We start from the raw sequence: 19,399 nt of genomic DNA on the forward strand, positions 1-19,399 counted from the left end.
GATGTCTTTCCGTTCGGTAATCGCTTCGGTCCTGTTGCTCGGCTTGGTTGCCGGGTGCGATAGGCAAGTCTCGTCGAACGAGCAAGCCGCAGCCCCCGCCGCGCCGCCTGCGCCGTCGGCTTCGACCGAGGAAAGCAAGATCGACCGCAGCCATAAGGGCGAGGCCGCGCCGACGCTGTCGTTCGAAGCGCCCGACGGCAAGCCGACGACGCTTACGGCGTTCAAGGGCAAGCCGCTGCTGGTCAATCTGTGGGCAACGTGGTGCGGCCCGTGCGTCAAGGAAATGCCGACGCTCGATGCCGCTGCAGCGACCATCGCCGTCGTGCCGATCAGTCAGGACAAGGACCGCGCGACCGTTGCGGCGTTCTTCGCCAAGCAGAAATTCGCGCGGTTGCAGCCCTATCTCGATCAGAAAATTGGCTTCAGCATCGCCTATGAAGCCAGTCTGCCGATGAGCATCCTGTTCGATTCGAGCGGCAAGGAGGTCTGGCGCACGACGGGTGGGATGGACTGGACGAGTGCGGCGGCAAAGGCGGCGCTGGCCGAGGCAAAGTGACCGATCTCGCGATCCTGTACGAACATCCCGCCTGGTTCGTCCCGCTGTTCGCAGCGCTCGACCGGCGCGGTGTGGACTATGTCGCGCTGACGCCCGGCGGCGATTTCGATCCCGCCGATCCGATGCCCCCGGCGCGCGTGGTGTTCAACCGCATCGCCATGTCGAGCTTCTTGCGGTCGGCCGAGCATCCGATCTTCTATGCCACCGCCTTGCTCGATCATTGGCGGCGCGGCGGCGCGACGATCATCAACGGACCCGAAGTGCTGGCGATCGATTCGTCCAAGGCGCGGCAACTCTCGCTGATCGCCGCGCTCGGCCTCGCCATCCCGGCGACGCGCGTGGTGCACCGTGCAGAGGATATCATCGCGGCGGCGCGGGCGATCGGCTTTCCGCTGGTGCTGAAGGCCAATATTGGCGGATCGGGCGCGGGCATCACCCGCTTCGATAATCTCTCCGAACTGGCTTATGCGGTGCGCGAAGGCGAATTGCCGAGCAGTGTCGATGGCGTTTTGCTGGTGCAGGACTATGTCCCGGCGCGCGGCGGCACGGTCACCCGGATCGAGACGCTCGACCGCACATTCCTCTATGCGCTCGATATCCAGGGGGGCGGTGCGTTCGATCTGTGCCCCGCCGATGCGTGCGTCGATGCAAGCGCGCCGATCGAAATGGTCGCGACCGACCCCGGCCCCGCGCTGCGCGATGCCGCCGAAGCGATCGCGCGCGCGGCCAATCTCGACGTCGGCGGGATCGAAGTGCTGATCGATGATCGCAACGGGACCCCGCGCTTCTACGACATCAACGCGCTCTCCAATTTCGTCGCCAAGCCGGTCGATGTGCTCGGCTATGACCCGCACGACGCGCTGGTCGACTATCTCATCGCTCGGATCGGGGAAGCACGCTGATGCGCTACGGTTTCTGGATGCCGGTGTTTGGGGGCTGGCTGCGCAACGTGCCCGACGAGGCGATGGACGCGAGCTGGGCCTATTCGAAACGTCTGACGCAGCGCGCCGAGAAGATCGGCTATGACCTGACGCTGATCGCCGAATTGAACCTCAACGATATCAAAGGGATCGAGCAACCGACGCTCGACGCCTGGTCGACCGCCGCTGCGCTTGCCGCGGTGACCGAGAGCATCGAGCTGATGGTCGCGGTCCGTCCGAATTTTCACCATCCGGCGCTGTTCGCCAAAGCGGCGGCGAATATCGACCGGATCGCGGGCGGCCGCCTCGCGCTCAACGTCGTTTCGTCCTGGTGGGCCGACGAAGCGAAGCAATATGGCCTGCAATTCGATCAGCATGACGATCGCTATGCCCGCACCGACGAATGGCTGCAGGTGGTGGATGGCCTGTGGAGCGAAGAGCGGTTCGATTTCGCAGGCGACTTTTATCGCACCGAGGGCGCGATCTGCTCGCCCAAACCGGCGCGTAAACCCGTGGTCTATGCCGGTGGGGAAAGCGAAAAGGCCAAGGCGATGATCGCCGCGCGCTGCGATGCCTATGTCATGCACGGCGACCCGGTCGCGGCGGTCGCGCCCAAAATCGCCGATATGGCGGCGCGGCGCGAAGCGGCGGGGGGCACGCCGATGCACTACGGCATGGCCGCCTATGCCATCGTCCGCGACAGCGAGGCCGAGGCGAAGCGCGAACTCGAGCGCATCACGTCCGTGACCGAGCTACCCGCCGGTTATGACAATTTCGACCAATGGCTGTCAGGCACGCAGTTGGAGCGCGAAATGAAGATCGCCGAATATTCGGTCTCGAACCGTGGTCTCCGCCCCAATCTGGTCGGCACGCCCGAACAATTGCGCGAGCGCATCGCCGAATATGAGGCGGCGGGGCTGGACTTGCTCCTCCTCCAGATGAGCCCGCAGGAAGAGGAAATGGAACGCTTTGCCGCGCAGGTGATGGGGACGGCGTGAGGATTAACGCGCGATAATGGTTGCTGAGCCTGTCGAAGGGTTGCGTGCCACGCGTCCGGGACCTTTTGTGGAACGCAAGGCTTCGACAGGCTCAGCCCGAACGCAGTGAGGAAGCCACGACACGCTACCGCGCTCAGATGCAGCTGGCGATCCGCTCGGGCGGGGCGCTGGTCCGCGTCTTCCAGATGCCGTCGGGCGCCTTGTACTTCTCGCCCGGCACCGTGCGCGCGATCAGATTGCAGCCGCTGGTGACCGCGAACTGGTCGACCGTCGATCCCGATTGCGCGCTTTGCTGGGTATAAGCGGCCTTGCGCTGGATGTTGATGTTGTTGACCAGCGCGCGCAATTCCGCGCTGCCCGCGCCCACGATACCGAGATAGCCATCGGGCTGCTCGCCGATCTGCCCTGCGGTGCGCGCCGCCTGATAGGCCGGATCGCGCTGCGCGAAGGCGGCGGTCGATGTGCCGATCATGGCGAGCGCGGCGATCGAAATCTTGAACAGACGTGTCATCAGAAAATCCCCGGTTGCGCTTGGATCAAACTCTTGGCCTGACCGTCGAGACGGTAGACGACCTCCTGTGTAACGCTGATGTTGAGGTTGATGACGATCGGCTTGTCGGGCGCGGTCACGGTGACGCACGCGGTCGTTATGCCCAGCGGTGCCAATACGGCCAGCAGCATCAGTCTCTTCATCGCGGTCTTGGTCGGTCGATCCGTCGCCTTCGTCAATGCTGTTTGCGTCATGGCATCTTCCTGCTTTCGGAGGGCTGAATAAGAATGGGCGGGGTAAGCGGCGGCGGCGGCGGAGGCGGCACCCGCTTGTTCTGCTCCTCAAGCAAGGCGGGCAGGTTGCGCTCGATCAGCCGTTTCGGGTCGTAGAAGCTCTGCGCCGAATCGATCAGCTGGCGAAACGGCGCCTTGATCCGCAAATTGAACACGATCGGCAATTTCTGCAGCCGGTCGAACAGGAAGTTGCGCTTTGCCCCTGCGCCTTGCGCGATTCCGGCAAAACGCACTTCGGTGATGATCTCGCCCGCCAGCGGCCCGTTCATCACCACGTCGAGATCGCGATAGCGCAGCGATTTCAGTGCCTGAAACGCGAAATTACCCCAGAAACCAACATCTTTCTGGGTCACTTCGCCGATATAGGCGATCGTCCCGCCACCCGCGCGCGCGACCAGATGCCCGCGCTCGACTCGCCCGCCGGTCGCATCGAATACCATCGGCAAGGTCCCGTCGAACACGCCGGTCGCGTCGAGGTTCTTGAAGTCGAATTGCTGGAGGAACTGTGCTGCCGCCACGCCTGCGACGCGGAAGGTCATGCGGCGTTCCTGCGCCTCGGCGAAATCGAGGACGGTCGGCGCGAGCGTCAGCGTGCCGCCGGCAAAGGGCCAGCGCCCCTCCTCGATCGCGATTCGCGTGTTCGGCAACAGCTGAAAGCGCACCGTCCCGTCATTGACCGGCACGCCGGGGTTGATCGTCTTGACGGTCAGCGTCTGCCCCGGTGCGGTTTCGAGCGCGAGCAGATCGGTGAAGCGAATTTCTCCCGCAATCCCGGTCACCGGGCCAAAAGCGGCGGCGAGATCGGTTCCGGGGGTGCGGAACACCCCGTCGCTGGTCACGCCTTGCGGTGTCCAGCGGATCTGCCCTGCGCCCGTCACCGTTCCGGCGACATTGGCGATGACGCCGAACGTCAGCCGCGTGAGCTGATCGGGCTGGAAGCGCTCGCTAAAGGTGATGCCGGGCACAGTGAGATCGGCGCGGCCGGTCCCGGTGCCCAGATCGTGCGCGATGCTGACCTCGGCGACCTTCACGGTGTGCGTCGGTTCGAACAGCGTGCCCGTGGCGGCGATCCGGTTGTCGATCAGCGTGAGCGCGACGCTCCGCGCGGCGAGCGGCTTGAAGCGCGGGTCGGGTGCGGCATCGGCGACCGCGAGCGCGCCGTCGAGCGTGAGCTTGCTCGCGGCAAAGCGCCAGGTGCCATCAGCCCCGGACAGCAGCAGCGGCACATTCCCGATGTGCCCGCCTGCACCGGCAAAGCTGCCGTTCAAGCCATCGCTGCCAAAGCTGCCGCGCAGCGTCGCCACGTCCAGCCGGGTGATCCGCTCCGCCGAACCAAGTTGCACGCCGAGGCCGGTGACGGCGAACTGCCGGTCGCCCAGCCGCCATTCGGCGCGGCGGGTGGTGAGGGCCACCGGCGCGCTGCCGAGCGTGCCGCCGAGCTGCACCGGACCGATCATCCCGCCACCGAGTACTGTGCTGCGGTCCAGCCGCACCAACCCGCCATCGAGCGGGCATAGGGTCACGACCGAACGCCGCAGATCGAGCCCTGCCGTGCGCAGCCGGTTGAACGCCAGCGGCGCGCAGGCCGCATTGACCACCAGCCGCGACACGCCGTCCCAGCTCGCCACGATCGGCACGCTCAGCGCGTCGACCCGGCCATCGCCGAGCGCCCCGGTTAGCGCGGCTAGAGTCTTGATCCGTGTCGCGCCATTGGGACTCGCGCTGAAATCGACCGGTGACAGCGTGAGGCGCGAAGTGCCCGCAGCATAGGGCGCGACCATCGCCCGGCCGATCAGCGCCGCGCCGGGTGTCGCCTGCGTCAGCTGGACGCGTGCATCGGGCAGCCCGCCACCGGCGAGCTGCGCCGTGCTGTCGATCCACACCGCCCCGTCGGGCCAGCGATAGCGGATCCCGCCACCGCCCGCGATCGTCGCGCGCGCGCCGGAGGGGGAGGCGAGCGCAAGGCGTGACACGCTGACTTGGCCGCGCGAACCTTCGACGATCGCCGAAAGCTGCACATCCGCATCGACCGACCGGACCGCCGCTTGCGCCGCCGCGACGAACTTCGCGGCCAGCGGCGCGACCGGCGTTCCCGACCCGATCGATCGGTAGCGATCGAGTCCGGCAAACAGTCCCGGCGGCAAGACGACACGGCGCGCGCGGGCGGTCCCGTCGAACGCGAGCGCGCTCGCAAAGCGATATTTCCCGGCCAGCGCCGCGCTACTGCCGGTGGTTCCCGACGCCGCAAACGCGCCCGATTGCAGATCGACCGTTCCCGAGACATCCTGCGTCGATCCGACAAAGGCGACCGGTCCGGCGATACGGCGGACACGCGCCGCAGCACTATCGACTGCCGCGACCGCCAGCCGCGCGGTGCCTTTCCAATGGTCCAGCGCGCCGTTTAGCGCGACCGAAAGGTCGGCGCGCGCATCGGCCGCGTTCACGTCGTTGCAAGCCGCCTGCGCCACCGATACCGGGCCAACCACGCTCGGGCGTGCCTGCACGATCCGAATCGCCAAGGCGGCGGCCGCGGATTCGATCCGGCATCTGGCGTATTCCATTCGCGCTGCGCGCGCGTTGAGCGTGCCGACAAAGCCGTTATCGAGCCGCCCTGCGCCCGTCACGTGCAGCGCGACATCCCCGTACGGCGTCGCCAACGCAATGCGCGCATCGCCGATCTCGGCATGGAGCGCCGGCAAGGCGAAAGGCTTGCCCGAGGGAGCGGGGAGCAAGCGATCGATCGCGCCGAAAGACACTTTCCCAGCGGCCAGGCGCGCGCGAAGTTGTACCTTCCCGACGCGCATCGCAGTGACCGATGCGCCCGAAACCCACAGGCTGGTATCGACCTCGATCCAATCGGCGAGCACGTCAGGCCGCGCCGGATCACCGATCCGGACATTGGTCAGCCGCTGCGTGCGCAGCCCGATCTGCGCGATCTCATAGCGCGCCGCGACACCGCGCGCGCGCAAAGCCTCGTCGATGAAATGCGCCGCCACCGGCTTGCGTAGCAGCGCCAGCCCGCCGAGCAACGCCACGAGGATCAACCCGACCAGGCCGACAGCCCAGCGCCAGCGCGCGCGGCGCGGCATCCCGCCCGCTTCCGCTTCTGCCGCCTTGCCCTCGGTCACGCACGCTCCCGTCATCCTGGTCGATGCCGACCATGCCCGCATTTCGGTGCATCAACCAGAGACGCGCAAGATCGTTGCGTGCGGGGGCGGAGGAGGAGGGATCGTGCGGGCGTCAGGCGTCGGCGACGGCGGGGGTGGGGGCAAGCTTGTCCTGCGTTTGTGTGTCGAAGTCGCGCGCATCGTGGCGTTCGTGGAGCTGGCTGGCAGGATCGCCCATCACGCGGTTGACCATCCGCCCGCGCTGGACCGCCGGACGCGCGGCGATCGTGTCGGTCCAGCGCACGACGTTCTTATACTCCTGCACTTGCAGGAATTCGGCCGCTTCATAGACCAGACCCTTGACCAGCGCGCCGTACCACGGCCACACCGCGATATCCGCGATCGAATAGTCGCCGCCGCCGAGATATTCGCTCTCGGCCAGCCGCCGGTCGAGCACATCGAGCTGGCGTTTCACCTCCATTGCGAAGCGGTCGATCGCATATTCGATCTTGGTCGGTGCGTAGGCATAGAAATGCCCGAACCCGCCGCCGAGCATTGGGCCTGCGCCCATTTGCCAGAACAGCCACGACAGCACTTCGGCGCGCTTGGCCGGGTCGGTCGGCACCAACGCACCGAATTTTTCGGCGAGATAAAGCAGGATCGATCCCGATTCGAACACCCGCACCGGCGCTGGACCGCTATGATCGACCAAGGCCGGGATTTTCGAATTGGGGTTGGCGGCAACGAAGCCGCTGCCGAACTGATCGCCGTCCATGATCTTGATCAGCCACGCGTCATATTCCGCGCCGGTATGTCCTGCGGCGAGCAATTCCTCGAGCATTACCGTGACCTTGACGCCATTGGGCGTCGCCAGCGAATAGAGCTGCAGCGGGTGCTTGCCGACCGGCAACTCCTTGTCGTGCGTTGCGCCGGCGATGGGGCGGTTGATGCTGGCGAAGCGGCCGCCACTTTCCTTGTTCCACGTCCAGATTGCGGGTGGCGTGTAGCTGTTAGTGTCGGTCATGCGGACTCTCCGGTGCGGCGCTGCTGCCGGGGAAATGGCGTGTTGTGCCGCAACGCACAAGGGGCGCGGCGGCGTCGCGAAGGCTAGCCGAGCAACGGCTCGCCCGGATAGGGCTTGCGGTGGATGCGCGCCGCCACCCAGCCCCCGAGCAGCGGTAGCACAACCGCGCAGACTTGCATCCAGAGCGGGTGCGGCAGCGCGACTTGGTTCAATAGGCCTGCCGCGAGGAACATGACGGCCACGATCCAGCCGCCGGGCAGCCAATCCGCGATCCGCAACGCGAGCCACGCCCCGGCGAGCGGCGCGATCAGCCAGCCGGCTGCGACGATCAGCTTGGCCGCGATTGGCATCTCGGCGATATAGGCGGCGAGCACGCTCGGGTCGGCGGTATCCACATCGCCGAGCGGGAACAGCGCGCTGCTGATCCCGTCGCTGGCCGCGACCAGCAGGAAGGCAACGATGATCCCCACGATCACGCCAAAGACTTTTTTCATCAAATTCCCCCGTCAGGGGCGATTTAGCACAATCGAACGCGCGGGCACATCAACCGTGCGCGGGACGACCCGGCGCTCGCGTCTGGACAAGCCGCAGGCCGGTCGCACGGCATGATGCCGTTACCACGGGATAATCGATGTCGCTGTTGCGCACCAAGGCAGCGGGCATCGCTTGCTGACATGCGCGGATCGAGGAGTATTGGGCCGATTCGACGCGCGCCTGCTGGCACGCGCTGTTCCCGTCGCCGCACCCCATGATCGCCATGACGTAGAAAAGCGGTTCCATCATCTCGTCCTTCCGACTGTAAAAACGATGGGCCGGGGCGCTTGTTCCACGAAGCGCTTTCAGGGGCGCTTGACTGTGCCTACATGGGGGCCAGATGCCACCCGATACCGCCACCACCGCGACCGCGCCCGAACGGCCCATGTTGCCGACGCTCAAGCGCTTCCTGCCCTATCTGTGGCCGGCCGATGCCCCGATCCTGCGGTTGCGGATCGTCGGCGCGATGACGCTGGTCGTGCTGTCCAAGGTCACGCAAGTCTATGCCAGCGCCTATACGCTGAAATGGGCGGTCGACCGGATGGCGCAGGGCGAACGATCGGCGATGTGGATCGTAATGGCGCTGGTGCTGGGCTATGCCGGTGCGCGTTTCTCGACGACCTTGTTCGACAATCTGCGCAATGCCGTGTTCGAACGCGTTGGGCAGGATGCGACGCGGCGGCTGGCGGCGAGCGTGTTCCGCCACCTGCACCAATTGTCGCTGCGCTTCCATCTCGAACGTCGCACCGGCGCCGTTACCAAAGTGGTCGAGCGTGGCACCAAGAGCATCGACACGATGCTCTATTTCATGCTGTTCAACATCGCGCCGACGGTGTTGGAACTCGGGCTGGTGCTCAACATCTTCCGCTCCAGCTTCGGCTGGGGGCTGGTTGCGGCGACCGTCGTGATGGTTGCGATCTATATCTGGTTCACGCGGATGGTGACCGACTGGCGCGCCGCGTTGCGCACGCGCATGAACGATCTCGACACCGGCGCGGTCAGCCATGCGGTTGATTCGCTGCTTAATTTCGAGACGGTGAAGTATTTCGGCGCGGAGGAGCGCGAGGGGAAGCGCTACGATGCGGCGATGGCGGCCTATGCCAATGCCGCCGTGACCTCCGAAAACTCGCTCGCCTGGCTCAACGTCGGGCAAGCGCTGATCACCAATCTGATGCTCGGCGGCGGGATGGCGTTTGTTGCTTATGGCTGGGGCCGCGGGCAATTTTCGGCGGGTGACGTGGTGTTCGTGTCCACTTTGCTCAGCCAATTGTTCCGCCCGCTCGATCTGCTCGGGATGGTGTATCGCACGATCCGGCAGGGCGTGATCGATATGGGCGCGATGTTCGACCTGATCGATACGCCGTCGGAGGTGATCGACGTGCCCGGCGCTCCCGCGCTCACCGTGCCCAATGGGCATGTCCGCTTCGAAAATGTGCGCTTCGGCTATGATCCGGGCATGCCGATCCTGAAAGGAATCGATCTCGATATTCCGGCGGGCAAGACGCTTGCCGTGGTCGGGCCGTCGGGCGCGGGCAAATCGACGCTCGCGCGGCTGCTGTATCGTTTCTACGATCTGACCGGCGGGCGGATCACCGTTGACGGGCAGGATATCGCGCAGGTGACGCAAGCGAGCTTGCGCGCGGCGATCGGCATCGTGCCGCAGGATACCGTGCTGTTCAACGATACGATCGGTTACAACATCGCGTATGGCCGTGAGGGCGCGGGCCGCGCAGAAGTTGAGAATGCCGCGCGCGGGGCGGCGATCGCCGGGTTCATCGAGCGGCAGCCGCACGGCTATGACACGCGCGTCGGAGAACGCGGGCTGAAGCTGTCGGGCGGCGAGAAGCAGCGCGTCGCGATCGCGCGGACCTTGCTCAAGAACCCGCCGGTGCTGATCCTCGACGAGGCGACCAGCGCGCTCGACAGCCGCACCGAGGGCGAAATCCTCGACACGCTCCAAGCGATCGAGCGCGGCCGCACCACGATCGTGATTGCGCATCGCCTCTCGACCGTGGTCCATGCCGACGAGATTGTCGTGCTCGAGGCGGGCCAGGTCGTGGAGCGCGGCAGCCACGCCGCGCTGTTGCGCAAGAACGGCCTGTACGCCGAGATGTGGAACCGACAGGCGCAGGAGCGCGCGGAGGAAGCGGTTGCAGCGGAATAAGCGGGGGGAGATGGGCGACGATCCTGTGATAGGCGCAGATCGGCAAAAAGCCTGTCCGGCCGTTTTGGTGCCAGCGAGCCTGTCCTCCCTTGTCGCCGGATATCAGTGGGCGCGCGACCTTGTCGGGCAATCCGGCGGTGCCGTGTATCGGCTCGACGGCAAGCCGGACGCACCCGATCTGTTCCTGAAGCACGGGCGGGATGCGCTTGCCGAGGAGATCACGAGCGAAATGGTCCGGCTGCGCTGGCTGGCCGGGTACATATCGGTGCCCGCCGTCACGCATTTTGTCGGCGCCGCGGATGAAGCATGGCTGTTGATGACGGCCTTGCCCGGCCAGACCGCCTATCAGCTGCTGGAGGCGCAGCCTGCCGAACAGATCGCCATCGTCGATGCGCTGGCCTCCTTTCTGCGGCAGCTCCATGCCATCCCGCTCGGAGACTGCCCCTTCACCAGCGATCATGCCTACCGCCGCGCGCGCGCGCGGGAGCGGATCGATGCGGGTTTGGTCGAGGAAGACGATTTCGACGCCGAGCGCGAAGGCTGGAGCGCCGAACAGGTCTGGGATGCTTTGCAGACGCTGATGCCGCTCGCGCCCGATCCCGTCGTCACGCATGGCGATTTCTCGCTCGATAATATCCTGTTGCGCGATGGCGCGGTCGTCGGGTGCATCGATGCCGGACGCGTTGGGATCGCCGATCGTTACCAGGATCTCGCGATCCTGTGGCACAGTCTCGGGGAATTCGACCCGTGCCTGCAAGAGCGGTTTCTCGCGCGCTACGGCATCGCCGATCCCGATCGCGGCAAGCTGCACTTTCATCTGTTGCTCGACGAGCTGTTTTGACGCGCAATGACGGCGCAGCCCGGTCGCTATCGCCGCAGCGCCCGATATTCCGGATGTTTGTCGATGAACGCCGCGACGGACGGGCATTGCGGGATCACCGTCAACCCCCGGTCGCGCGCCGAATCGAGCGCGGCGCGGATCAGCTTCGCGCCAACGCCGCGCGCGGCGATCGCCTCCGGCACGATCGTCTGGGTGAAGACGATCGTGTTGCCTTCCATCTGATACGCGGCGACGGCGCGGTGGCGGCCGATGGCGAGTTCGAATTCGGCCTCGGCCTTGTTGTGGGTGACGCGTTCCATCGGCCGCGCTTGCATCGGGCAGGCGGCTTCGCGCAAGAGGGCGCGTGATCGACCCGCTTCCTATTTTGCAATCGACCTTCGGCTTTCCGGCGTTTCGCGGGGTGCAGCAGCAGGTCGTCGACCGCGTGCTGGCCGGCGCGAACACGCTTGCGGTGATGCCGACCGGCGCGGGCAAGTCGCTATGCTACCAATTGCCCGCGGTATTGCTGCCCGGCACATGCGTCGTGGTGTCGCCCCTGATCGCGCTGATGCACGATCAGCTGCGCGCGGCGCTGGCGATCGGGATCAGCGCCGCCACGCTCACTTCGGTCGATACCGATCAGGCCGAGACGATTGCGCGCTTCCGGCGCGGCGAGCTCGATTTGCTTTATGTGGCACCCGAACGTGCCTCGGGCGCGAGTTTTCGCGATTTGCTGCGGCAGGCCCCGCTCGCGCTCTTCGCGATCGATGAGGCGCATTGCGTCAGTGAATGGGGGCATGATTTCCGGCCCGATTATCGGCTGCTTCGACCGCTGCTCGATGCGTTTCCGCACATCCCCCGGCTCGCGTTGACCGCGACCGCCGATGCCGTCACGCGCGCGGACATTCTCGATCAACTCGGCATCCCGCAGGAAGGGATGATCGTCGCGGGGTTCGACCGGCCCAATATCCAGTATCGCATCAGCCCCAAAGATAATGCCACGCGCCAGATCGCCGATCTGATCGCCGAGACACCCGGTGCCGGGATCGTCTATGTCCAGAGCCGGATGGGCACCGAAAAGCTGGCCGAGGCGCTCGCCAAGACCGGACGGCCGACGCGCGCCTATCATGCCGGGCTCGATCCGGCGGTGCGCGCGCGCAACCAAGCCGATTTCGTGGCGTCCGAAGATATGGTGATGTGCGCGACGGTCGCGTTCGGCATGGGGATCGACAAACCCGACGTGCGTTTCGTCGCGCATGCAGGGCTGCCGAAATCGATCGAGAGCTATTATCAGGAAACCGGCCGCGCGGGACGCGATGGCGATCCGGCGGTGGCGCATCTGTTCTGGGGCGCCGAGGATTTCGCGCGCGCGCGGCAACGTATCGGCGAGGTCGAACCCGCGCGGCAGCCGGGCGAGCGGCAGCGGCTTCAGGCGCTGGGGGCGCTGGCCGAGACGGCGGGGTGCCGGCGGCGGATCTTGCTCAAGCATTTTGGCGATGATTCGCCAGAAAATTGCGGGAATTGCGACAATTGCCTCAACCCGCCCGCCAGCGTCGATGCGACCGAGGTGGCGCGGAAATTCCTCTCCGCCGTGTTTCGCACGGGGCAAAGCTTTGGTGCGGGCTATATCGAACAAGTCCTGATGGGCCAGTCGAGCGAGCGCAGCCTGATGAACGGGCATGAGGCGCTCGGCGTGTTCGGGATCGCGTCGTCGCCGGAAGAAGCGGCGCTGATCAAGCCGGTGGGCCGCGCATTGCTGCTGCGCGATGCGTTGCGGGCGAACGATTTCGGCGGGCTGGAATTCGGCCCTGGCGCGCGCGCGATCCTTAAGGAAAACGAGCGCGTCGACCTGATCGTCCCGCCCAAGCGCGCGCGCCGGCGGCGCGGGGAAGCCGTGTCCAACCCGAGCGGCGACCCGCTGTTCGAGGCGCTGCGCGCCAGGCGCCGCGAACTGGCGCTGGAGGCGAGCGTGCCGCCGTACGTGATCTTCCACGATTCGGTGCTGCGCGAAATGGCGGCGCTGCGGCCGTCTTCGCTCGCGGCGCTGGGGCGGATCACAGGGGTGGGGGCACGGAAGCTCGAGGCCTATGGCGAGGCGTTTCTGGCGGTGGTTCGGCGGTTTTAAGAAGGGTTTTCTCACGCAAAGCCGCGAAGACACGAAGAAAAAGAAAGAGCGGCGCAGCCCTTCATCCTTCTTGCTTTGCGCCTTCGTGTCTTTGTGTGAGGTTATTGTTCGCGCGGAGGCGCGGAGGTGTTTCGTCCGGGGGCGAGGGGCCCGCGCGAACCCGCGGCTACTTCGTTCAAGCGCATTGGCGCGTCTTTCTTCTCCGCGCCTCTGCGTGAACAAATCTGCCGCTTTCGCGGGCGCGGCGCTCGGGCTAAAGGCAGGCCATGACCATTCTCCGCACCATCGATGCGACCCTTTCGGTCGCCCCGCAGATCGACCCCGACGACATGGCGGAGATCGCCGCGTCGGGCTTCACCGCGATCGTCAACAATCGCCCCGATGGCGAGGATTTCGGCCAGCCGAGCGGCGACGAGATCGCCGCCGCTGCGCAAGCGGCTGGCCTCGACTACACCGCGATCCCGATCACGCATGCCGGTTTCTCGCATCCGCAGATCGATGCGATGGCGGCCGTGCTCGCCGAGGCCAAGGGGCCGGTGCTCGCCTATTGCCGCTCGGGCACGCGCTCGTGCAATTTGTGGGCATTGGCGGCGGTCAAGGCGGGGGCGCATCCCGATGCCGCGATGGCGAAGGCCGCGGCGGCGGGATACGATCTCACCGGCTTGCGGCCGTTGCTCGACGCCCTATCCTCGCCGGCATGAACTGGATCGTTCTCGGTTATAGTCTGGCGGGTGTACTCGGCCTTGCGCTGGTGGCACGCTGGCTGCGGCTCGGCGAAAGCCGGATTTCGAGCGAGGCGCAGGCGCGCGAGACGGCCGAGCAAATGCTTGCGGGCTTTGTTGCGCACGGCGCTTTGCTCGGCACCGATGGCAATGCCGCGTTGGTTGCCGGCAATGGCGCGATCGCGATCCTGAAGCGTCACGGCGCGAAGATCGCGGCGCGGCGGCTGGTCGCGCCGCTCGGCCTGACTCAGGCGATTGAGGGGGTGCGAGTCGAAACCGGCGAGCGGCTGTTCGGCGGGGTCTTGCTATTCGGCGTCGTGGCGGACGAGGTGCGTGCGCTTGAGGCGTCGGTCGGGCGCGCATCGGGCGTGGTTGTCACGCTCCACTGACCACTGCGCCCATTGACATTGGGGCACTGACAGTTGTGTAAGTAACGACGATGGCTTTGCCCGATCCCGTCCAATATGCCGTGCCCGGCTTCATCCTGCTCGTGCTCGCCGAGATGGTGGTCGCGCGCGCGAAGGACCGGAGCCGCTATGAGCCGCGCGATACGCTGACCTCGCTGATGCTGGGGCTTGGCAGTACGGTGGCGGGCGCGCTGTCGGGGGCAGCGGTGTTCGCGCTGGCGCTGTGGGTGTGGCAATTCCGCGCGTTCGACATTGGATATCAATGGTATTGGTTCGTCATCGCCTTCGTGATCGACGATCTGGCGTATTACGCGTTCCACCGCTCGGCGCACCGCGTGCGGTGGTTCTGGGCGAGCCATGTCATCCACCATTCGAGCCAGCATTATAATTTGTCGACAGCGCTGCGGCAGACCTGGACCGGTTTCTTCAGCATCGGTTTCCTGTTCCGCTTGCCGTTGTTCCTGATCGGCTTTCCCCCGGCGCTGGTGTTCTTCGTCGCGGGGATCAATTTGATCTACCAATTCTGGATCCACACCGAAGTGATCGACCGGATGCCGCGCTGGTTTGAGGCGGTGATGAACACCCCGTCGCACCACCGCGCGCATCACGCGACCAACCCGCGCTATCTCGACAGCAATTATGCCGGCGTGTTCATCGTGTGGGACAGGATGTTCGGCACCTTCGTGGCGGAGCGCGACGATGATCGTCCGCGCTATGGCATCGTCAAGAATCTCGGCAGCTTCAACCTGTTCTGGGCGGCGTTCCACGAATGGATCGGCATTGCGCGCGATGTGTGGCGCGCGCCGGGGCTTCGTGCCAAATTGGGCTATGTGGTGATGCCGCCGGGGTGGAGCCACGACGGCAGCCGCGATACGTCCGAAAGCATCAAGGCGCAGTGGCGCGCGACGTGGATACATCGACCGGCAAACGCCGGCGGGTCTGGAGAGATTGAATGGAAGAAGCCGATATCGTTGTCGTCGGGGGTGGATCCGGCGGAGCGGCTGCTGCCGGACGCCTGAGTGACGGGGGTAAGGTGTCCGTCGCCTTGCTCGAAGCCGGCGGTCGCAACACCGGGCTGCGCACGCGCATCCCGGCTTTCCTCGCGTTTCAGACCGACAAGACCAACTGGAATTACGAGACGGTTCCACAAGCCGGGCTGAACGGGCGGCGCGGGCATCAGCCGCGCGGCAAGGGGCTGGGTGGATCGAGCGCGATCAACGCGATGATCTATATCCGCGGCAACAAATGGGATTACGACAATTGGGCGGCGCTCGGCTGCCCCGGCTGGTCGTATGATGAGGTCCTGCCATGGTTCAAACGCGCCGAGCATAACACGCGGGGCGGCGATGACTTTCACGGCGCCGATGGCCCGTTATGGGTCAGCGAACAGCGCTTCGCCAATTCCGGCAGTATGGATTTCATCGAAGCCGGCGCCAGCCTGCAAATCCCGCGCAACGACGATTTCAATGGCGCGCGGCAGGACGGCATTGGCCTGTATCAAGTCACGCAGAAAAACGGCGAACGCTGGACGTCGGCGCGGGCGTTTCTGGGGGACAAGCCGGCCAATCCCAATCTCCACATCCTGACCGGCGTGACCGCCGAGCGCGTCCTGTTCGATGAAGGCCGCGCGTGGGGCGTGGCGTATCTGCAGGACGGGCAATCCAAGGTGATTCGCGCGCGGCGCGGCGTGATTTTGGCGGGCGGGGTGTTCGGCACCGCGCAATTGCTTCAGCTGTCGGGCATCGGACCCGGCGCGCATTTGCGCGAACAGGGCATTGCCGTGCGGATCGACCGGCCTGCGGTCGGGTCCAATCTGCAAGACCATATCGATTATGTCGCGGCGTTCGAAACGCCGGGCAAGAATTTCGTCGGCAATTCGCTGAAGGGCACGCTCGCCATGGGCGGGGCGCTGATCAGCTGGCTGCGCAAGCGCGAGGGGATGATGACGACGCCCTTCGCCGAAGCCGGCGGCTTCCTCACCGTCATGCCCGATGCGCCAGCGCCCGACGTGCAGCTCCATTTCGTGATCGCCGCGCTGGAGGATCACGGCCGGACCAAAGTGCCGGGGCATGGCTTTTCCTGCCATGTCTGCGTGCTGCGGCCCGAAAGCACCGGCACCGTGCGGCTCGCCTCGGGCGATGCGCGGGCGGCACCGGTGATCGATCCGGCCTTCTTCAGGGATGCGCGCGACATGGAGGTGATGAAGCGCGGTGTGCGCGCAATGTACCGCATCCTCGAACAGCCGCCACTCAGCAACCATCAGGGCGTCGATCGCTATCCGATCGACCTCGACGATGACGATGCGCTCGATCGGCTGATCCGCGCGCGCGCCGATACCGTCTATCACCCGGTCGGCACGGCGCGGATGGGATCGGACGAGGCGGCAGTGTGCGATCCGCGGCTGCGCGTGCGCGGGGTCGAGGGGCTGTATGTCGCCGACGCCTCGGTCATGCCCAAGCTCGTTTCGGGCAACACCAATGCGCCCTCAATCATGATCGGCGAGCGCTGTGCCGATTTTGTGACGGCTGATCTGGGATGAGCGAGCAGGGTCCAAAGCCAGCGACCGACTGGCGGCGGATCGGGCTGATCGCCGCGGTTACGCTGGTGCCGGGCGGGTTTCTGCTGGGCGCGGCACTGGCGATGCGGCGGATGCAGGCGAGGGCGGAGGCGGAGGTGCCCGCGGGGGAGGCCGCTCCGAACGACAAGGTCTAGCAGCACTGGCGCGGACCTTGTATCCTGCACAAGTCGCGTGACTGGCGAAGCAGGTGGGGTACCACCGTGGAGCGCGATCCCGGAACGCCGCTCGCCCGGGCATCCTCTACCCGCGCAGGAGCCCGTATGTCCGACCCAATCCATATCCAGAACTGGCAGCGTCTCGACGCGTTGATCACGACCTCGGGCCAGCCGAGTGAGGGCGAACTGGCCGAGATCGCGGCGTTGGGCGTCTGCCACGTCATCAATCTGGGGCTGCACAGCCATGAGCGCGCTCTGCCCGATGAAGCCGCCAGTGTCGGCGCAGCCGGGATGACCTACACCCACATCCCGGTCGCCTTCGATGCGCCGACCCAAGCCGATTTCGCGCGTTTCTGCGCGGTGTTGGCCGGGATCGGCGCAGCGCCGGTCCACGTCCACTGCATTATGAATTGGCGCGTGTCGGCATTCTTCTACCGCTATCGCCGCGACGTGCTGGGGTGGGAGGATGCAGCGGCGCGCGCACCAATGGAGGCATTGTGGCAGCCCGGCGGCGTGTGGGCGGCGTTTATCGGGGATACCGCCAGCATCGCCGTGCCGCACCGTCTCGCGCGCGCCTGACCTCGTCCAGACAAAAAGGGCCGGTGCGTCGCCGCACCGGCCTAAGGGTGTCCGCAGGAGGAACCTGGTTTGGGCGACGCCGCTCCCCCGAACGGCGCCCCCCAATCTCGTCAATAATTGTAGGCGCGCTCGCCATGCTCGTTAATGTCGAGGCCTTCATGCTCGACCTCTTCCGAGGGGCGGATGCCGACGGTGTATTTCAGCGCGAGGAACAGGATCAGCGAAACCCCGCCCGACCAGCCCAGGGTAATCCCGACCGCTTCGACCTGAGTCCACAACTGGGTCGCCATGTCGTACACGCCCGCCTTGGCGACGGGGGCGGTGTAATCGATCCAGCCCTGGCCGCCGAGCTTGGGATCGGCGACGATGCCGGTGCCGAGCGCGCCGAAGATGCCACCGATGCAATGCACCCCGAACACGTCGAGCGAGTCGTCATATTTGCCGAGCTTCTTCACCGTGGTGACGAAGAAAAAGCAAAGTGGCGAAACCAGCAGGCCGAGCACGATCGAGGTCATTGGCGAAGCGAAGCCCGAAGCGGGCGTGATCGCCACCAACCCGGCGACCGCACCGGTCACCGCGCCGAGCAGCGACGGCTTGCCGTGCTTCACTTGATCGATCACCGCCCACGATACCGCGGCCGCGGCGGTTGCCACGAAGGTGTTGATGAAGGCAAGTGCGGCCAAGCCGTTCGATTCGAGGTTGGAGCCGGCGTTGAAGCCGAACCAGCCGACCCACAACAGGCTGGCACCGATCATCGTCATGGTCAGCGAGTGCGGCGGCATCGGCTCCTTGCCATACCCGACGCGCTTGCCGATCACGATGCAGCCAACGAGGCCGGCGATCCCGGCATTGATGTGGACGACAGTGCCGCCCGCGAAATCCAGCGCGCCCTTGCCGTAAAGGAAGCCGAAATCGGCCGGCGCAGTGGGCAGGAAGTCGGGGCCAGCCCAATACCAGACCATGTGCGCGATCGGGAAATAGACGATCGTCATCCACGCCACCATGAAGAGCATCAGCGGCGTGAACTTCACGCGTTCCGCAAAGGCCCCGACGATCAAGGCGGGGGTGATGCACGCAAAGGTCATCTGGAACACGACATAGGCATATTCGGGGATGTAGACCCCGTTCGAGAAGGTCGCCGAGAGCGTGCTTGCGTCGACGCCCTTGAGGAACAGCTTGCCGAAACCGCCGACATAGGGCGCGAGCGCGCCCGAGCCGCCGGTGAACGCCATCGTATAGCCCCAGCTGACCCAGACCAATGCGGCAATGCAGACGATCATGAACACCTGCATCAGCACCGACAGCATGTTCTTGGTGCGAACCAGCCCGCCATAGAATAAGGCGAGCCCCGGCACCGACATCATCAGCACCAGCGCCGAGGATACCAGCATCCAGGCGGTATCGCCCTTATTGACCATCGCCGCCGTCGGCACGAACGGTGCGGCGGGCGCTGCCGCTGCCGCCGGGGCCTGCGCCCAGGCCGGAAGCGCTGCGAACAGCGCCGCACCGGCAAAACCTGCGGCAAGCCCGAATTTGGTCGATTGCTTCATCGATACCCCCTTGAGGACGGACGCGCTCACAGTGCTGTCTCGTCGGTTTCGCCGGTGCGGATGCGGACGGCCTGTCCGACATCGAGCACGAAGATCTTCCCGTCGCCGATCGCGCCGGTATTGGCCGAAGCCTGGATCGACTCGACCACCTTGCCGACCAGATCGTTGCCGCACACGACCTCGATCTTGATCTTGGGGACCATGTTGGTGCTGTATTCGGCACCGCGATAAATTTCGGTCTGGCCCTTCTGGCGGCCGAAGCCCTTGACCTCGGTCACGGTCATGCCCGCGACGCCGATCTCGGTCAGCGCCTCGCGCACCTCGTCGAGCTTGAATGGTTTGATGATGGCTATGACGAGCTTCACGCGCGACCCCCC

General features: G+C 65.7%; 21 protein-coding genes and 1 riboswitch. Of the genes, 12 read left to right on the forward strand and 9 right to left on the reverse strand.

Annotated features, from left to right (window positions below; all coding sequences use genetic code 11):
- Window position 1: 1 nt before the first annotated feature.
- The 3 genes from ABWP09_RS00575 to ABWP09_RS00585 are packed head-to-tail and all read left to right on the forward strand — an operon-like array spanning window position 2 to window position 2,474.
- Window positions 2–556, forward strand: a complete 555-nt coding sequence (locus tag ABWP09_RS00575) for a TlpA family protein disulfide reductase (protein WP_353203223.1) — start codon at window positions 2–4, stop codon at window positions 554–556.
- A complete protein-coding gene (locus ABWP09_RS00580) occupies window positions 553–1,458 on the forward strand; it encodes an ATP-grasp domain-containing protein (RefSeq protein WP_353203224.1) in 906 nt (301 codons plus the stop codon). Before ABWP09_RS00575 ends, ABWP09_RS00580 begins: the two co-directional genes overlap by 4 nt.
- Window positions 1,458–2,474 carry an LLM class flavin-dependent oxidoreductase gene (locus tag ABWP09_RS00585; RefSeq protein WP_353203225.1) on the forward strand — a complete coding sequence of 339 codons (1,017 nt, stop codon included), beginning with the start codon at window positions 1,458–1,460 and terminating at the stop codon, window positions 2,472–2,474. Before ABWP09_RS00580 ends, ABWP09_RS00585 begins: the two co-directional genes overlap by 1 nt.
- Window positions 2,475–2,607: 133 nt before the next feature.
- Here ABWP09_RS00585 and ABWP09_RS00590 read toward each other — a convergent pair whose 3' ends face one another.
- From ABWP09_RS00590 to ABWP09_RS00615, 6 genes are all read right to left on the reverse strand, one after another.
- On the reverse strand, window positions 2,608–2,985 hold the full coding sequence (locus ABWP09_RS00590) for a YdbL family probable chaperone protein (protein ID WP_353203226.1): 378 nt from the start codon (window positions 2,983–2,985) through the stop codon (window positions 2,608–2,610).
- The gene (locus ABWP09_RS00595) at window positions 2,985–3,218 is read right to left on the reverse strand and encodes a YnbE family lipoprotein (protein WP_353203227.1); all 234 of its coding nucleotides are present in this window, start codon (window positions 3,216–3,218) and stop codon (window positions 2,985–2,987) included. Before ABWP09_RS00595 ends, ABWP09_RS00590 begins: the two co-directional genes overlap by 1 nt.
- On the reverse strand, window positions 3,215–6,385 hold the full coding sequence (locus ABWP09_RS00600) for an intermembrane phospholipid transport YdbH family protein (RefSeq protein WP_353203228.1): 3,171 nt from the start codon (window positions 6,383–6,385) through the stop codon (window positions 3,215–3,217). The genes ABWP09_RS00595 and ABWP09_RS00600 overlap by 4 nt, the downstream gene beginning before the upstream one ends.
- A 112-nt stretch (window positions 6,386–6,497) precedes the next feature.
- Window positions 6,498–7,388, reverse strand: a complete 891-nt coding sequence (gene yghU / locus ABWP09_RS00605; RefSeq protein ID WP_353203229.1) for a glutathione-dependent disulfide-bond oxidoreductase — start codon at window positions 7,386–7,388, stop codon at window positions 6,498–6,500.
- Window positions 7,389–7,471: 83 nt separating this feature from the next.
- Window positions 7,472–7,882, reverse strand: a complete 411-nt coding sequence (locus ABWP09_RS00610; protein WP_353203230.1) for a hypothetical protein — start codon at window positions 7,880–7,882, stop codon at window positions 7,472–7,474.
- A 49-nt stretch (window positions 7,883–7,931) separates the two neighbouring features.
- A complete protein-coding gene (locus ABWP09_RS00615; protein WP_502959735.1) occupies window positions 7,932–8,171 on the reverse strand; it encodes a hypothetical protein in 240 nt (79 codons plus the stop codon).
- Window positions 8,172–8,262: 91 nt separating this feature from the next.
- Between ABWP09_RS00615 and ABWP09_RS00620 the strand changes: the two genes are divergently transcribed.
- Window positions 8,263–10,086, forward strand: a complete 1,824-nt coding sequence (locus ABWP09_RS00620; RefSeq protein WP_353203231.1) for an ABCB family ABC transporter ATP-binding protein/permease — start codon at window positions 8,263–8,265, stop codon at window positions 10,084–10,086.
- Between the two features lie 10 nt (window positions 10,087–10,096).
- Window positions 10,097–10,927, forward strand: coding sequence for an APH(3')-I family aminoglycoside O-phosphotransferase (locus tag ABWP09_RS00625; RefSeq protein WP_353203232.1), 831 nt, complete (start codon window positions 10,097–10,099; stop codon window positions 10,925–10,927).
- A gap of 26 nt (window positions 10,928–10,953) precedes the next feature.
- Here the strand turns inward: ABWP09_RS00625 and ABWP09_RS00630 are convergent, their stop codons facing one another.
- Window positions 10,954–11,226 carry a GNAT family N-acetyltransferase gene (locus ABWP09_RS00630; RefSeq protein ID WP_353203233.1) on the reverse strand — a complete coding sequence of 91 codons (273 nt, stop codon included), beginning with the start codon at window positions 11,224–11,226 and terminating at the stop codon, window positions 10,954–10,956.
- Window positions 11,227–11,270: 44 nt separating this feature from the next.
- On the opposite strand from ABWP09_RS00630, the gene recQ reads away from it, so the two are divergent.
- The 7 genes from recQ to ABWP09_RS00665 all read left to right on the forward strand — a co-directional run bounded on the left by recQ (window position 11,271) and on the right by ABWP09_RS00665 (window position 17,472).
- Window positions 11,271–13,031, forward strand: coding sequence for a DNA helicase RecQ (recQ, locus tag ABWP09_RS00635; RefSeq protein ID WP_353203234.1), 1,761 nt, complete (start codon window positions 11,271–11,273; stop codon window positions 13,029–13,031).
- A 266-nt stretch (window positions 13,032–13,297) separates the two neighbouring features.
- Window positions 13,298–13,732 carry a protein tyrosine phosphatase family protein gene (locus ABWP09_RS00640; RefSeq protein WP_353203235.1) on the forward strand — a complete coding sequence of 145 codons (435 nt, stop codon included), beginning with the start codon at window positions 13,298–13,300 and terminating at the stop codon, window positions 13,730–13,732.
- Complete coding sequence (locus ABWP09_RS00645) at window positions 13,729–14,142, forward strand: hypothetical protein (protein ID WP_353203236.1); 414 nt, start codon at window positions 13,729–13,731, stop codon at window positions 14,140–14,142. The genes ABWP09_RS00640 and ABWP09_RS00645 overlap by 4 nt, the downstream gene beginning before the upstream one ends.
- 50 nt (window positions 14,143–14,192) lie before the next feature.
- A complete protein-coding gene (locus tag ABWP09_RS00650) occupies window positions 14,193–15,179 on the forward strand; it encodes a sterol desaturase family protein (RefSeq protein ID WP_353203237.1) in 987 nt (328 codons plus the stop codon).
- Window positions 15,113–16,699, forward strand: coding sequence for a GMC family oxidoreductase (locus ABWP09_RS00655; RefSeq protein WP_353203238.1), 1,587 nt, complete (start codon window positions 15,113–15,115; stop codon window positions 16,697–16,699). The genes ABWP09_RS00650 and ABWP09_RS00655 overlap by 67 nt, the downstream gene beginning before the upstream one ends.
- Window positions 16,696–16,872, forward strand: a complete 177-nt coding sequence (locus tag ABWP09_RS00660; RefSeq protein WP_353203239.1) for a hypothetical protein — start codon at window positions 16,696–16,698, stop codon at window positions 16,870–16,872. The genes ABWP09_RS00655 and ABWP09_RS00660 overlap by 4 nt, the downstream gene beginning before the upstream one ends.
- A 27-nt stretch (window positions 16,873–16,899) precedes the next feature.
- A riboswitch (ZMP/ZTP riboswitch) is annotated at window positions 16,900–16,980 on the forward strand.
- Between the two features lie 18 nt (window positions 16,981–16,998).
- On the forward strand, window positions 16,999–17,472 hold the full coding sequence (locus ABWP09_RS00665; protein WP_353203240.1) for a protein tyrosine phosphatase family protein: 474 nt from the start codon (window positions 16,999–17,001) through the stop codon (window positions 17,470–17,472).
- Between the two features lie 110 nt (window positions 17,473–17,582).
- Here the strand turns inward: ABWP09_RS00665 and ABWP09_RS00670 are convergent, their stop codons facing one another.
- Both ABWP09_RS00670 and ABWP09_RS00675 read right to left on the reverse strand, forming a co-directional pair.
- Window positions 17,583–19,022 (reverse strand): ammonium transporter, encoded by a 1,440-nt coding sequence (locus ABWP09_RS00670; protein WP_353203268.1) that lies wholly within the window; start codon window positions 19,020–19,022, stop codon window positions 17,583–17,585.
- Window positions 19,023–19,048: 26 nt separating this feature from the next.
- A complete protein-coding gene (locus ABWP09_RS00675; protein ID WP_353203241.1) occupies window positions 19,049–19,387 on the reverse strand; it encodes a P-II family nitrogen regulator in 339 nt (112 codons plus the stop codon).
- Between the last annotated feature and the right edge of the window lie 12 nt (window positions 19,388–19,399).

The sequence above is a fragment of the Sphingomonas sp. genome (assembly GCF_040398505.1).
GTDB lineage: Bacteria > Pseudomonadota > Alphaproteobacteria > Sphingomonadales > Sphingomonadaceae > Sphingomonas.

What these genes read in the sequence shown, in the direction of transcription:
- ABWP09_RS00660 (WP_353203239.1), top strand. Translation starts at nt 16,696, where the DNA reads ATGAGCGAGCAGGGTCCAAAGCCAGCGACCGACTGGCGGCGGATCGGG.
- ABWP09_RS00610 (WP_353203230.1), bottom strand. Translation starts at nt 7,882, where the DNA reads ATGAAAAAAGTCTTTGGCGTGATCGTGGGGATCATCGTTGCCTTCCTG.
- ABWP09_RS00645 (WP_353203236.1), top strand. Translation starts at nt 13,729, where the DNA reads ATGAACTGGATCGTTCTCGGTTATAGTCTGGCGGGTGTACTCGGCCTT.
- ABWP09_RS00650 (WP_353203237.1), top strand. Translation starts at nt 14,193, where the DNA reads ATGGCTTTGCCCGATCCCGTCCAATATGCCGTGCCCGGCTTCATCCTG.
- ABWP09_RS00590 (WP_353203226.1), bottom strand. Translation starts at nt 2,985, where the DNA reads ATGACACGTCTGTTCAAGATTTCGATCGCCGCGCTCGCCATGATCGGC.
- ABWP09_RS00575 (WP_353203223.1), top strand. Translation starts at nt 2, where the DNA reads ATGTCTTTCCGTTCGGTAATCGCTTCGGTCCTGTTGCTCGGCTTGGTT.
- ABWP09_RS00630 (WP_353203233.1), bottom strand. Translation starts at nt 11,226, where the DNA reads ATGGAACGCGTCACCCACAACAAGGCCGAGGCCGAATTCGAACTCGCC.
- yghU (WP_353203229.1), bottom strand. Translation starts at nt 7,388, where the DNA reads ATGACCGACACTAACAGCTACACGCCACCCGCAATCTGGACGTGGAAC.
- ABWP09_RS00615 (WP_502959735.1), bottom strand. Translation starts at nt 8,171, where the DNA reads ATGATGGAACCGCTTTTCTACGTCATGGCGATCATGGGGTGCGGCGAC.
- ABWP09_RS00670 (WP_353203268.1), bottom strand. Translation starts at nt 19,022, where the DNA reads ATGAAGCAATCGACCAAATTCGGGCTTGCCGCAGGTTTTGCCGGTGCG.
- ABWP09_RS00655 (WP_353203238.1), top strand. Translation starts at nt 15,113, where the DNA reads ATGGAAGAAGCCGATATCGTTGTCGTCGGGGGTGGATCCGGCGGAGCG.
- ABWP09_RS00620 (WP_353203231.1), top strand. Translation starts at nt 8,263, where the DNA reads ATGCCACCCGATACCGCCACCACCGCGACCGCGCCCGAACGGCCCATG.
- ABWP09_RS00595 (WP_353203227.1), bottom strand. Translation starts at nt 3,218, where the DNA reads ATGACGCAAACAGCATTGACGAAGGCGACGGATCGACCGACCAAGACC.
- ABWP09_RS00640 (WP_353203235.1), top strand. Translation starts at nt 13,298, where the DNA reads ATGACCATTCTCCGCACCATCGATGCGACCCTTTCGGTCGCCCCGCAG.
- ABWP09_RS00625 (WP_353203232.1), top strand. Translation starts at nt 10,097, where the DNA reads ATGGGCGACGATCCTGTGATAGGCGCAGATCGGCAAAAAGCCTGTCCG.
- ABWP09_RS00665 (WP_353203240.1), top strand. Translation starts at nt 16,999, where the DNA reads ATGTCCGACCCAATCCATATCCAGAACTGGCAGCGTCTCGACGCGTTG.
- ABWP09_RS00585 (WP_353203225.1), top strand. Translation starts at nt 1,458, where the DNA reads ATGCGCTACGGTTTCTGGATGCCGGTGTTTGGGGGCTGGCTGCGCAAC.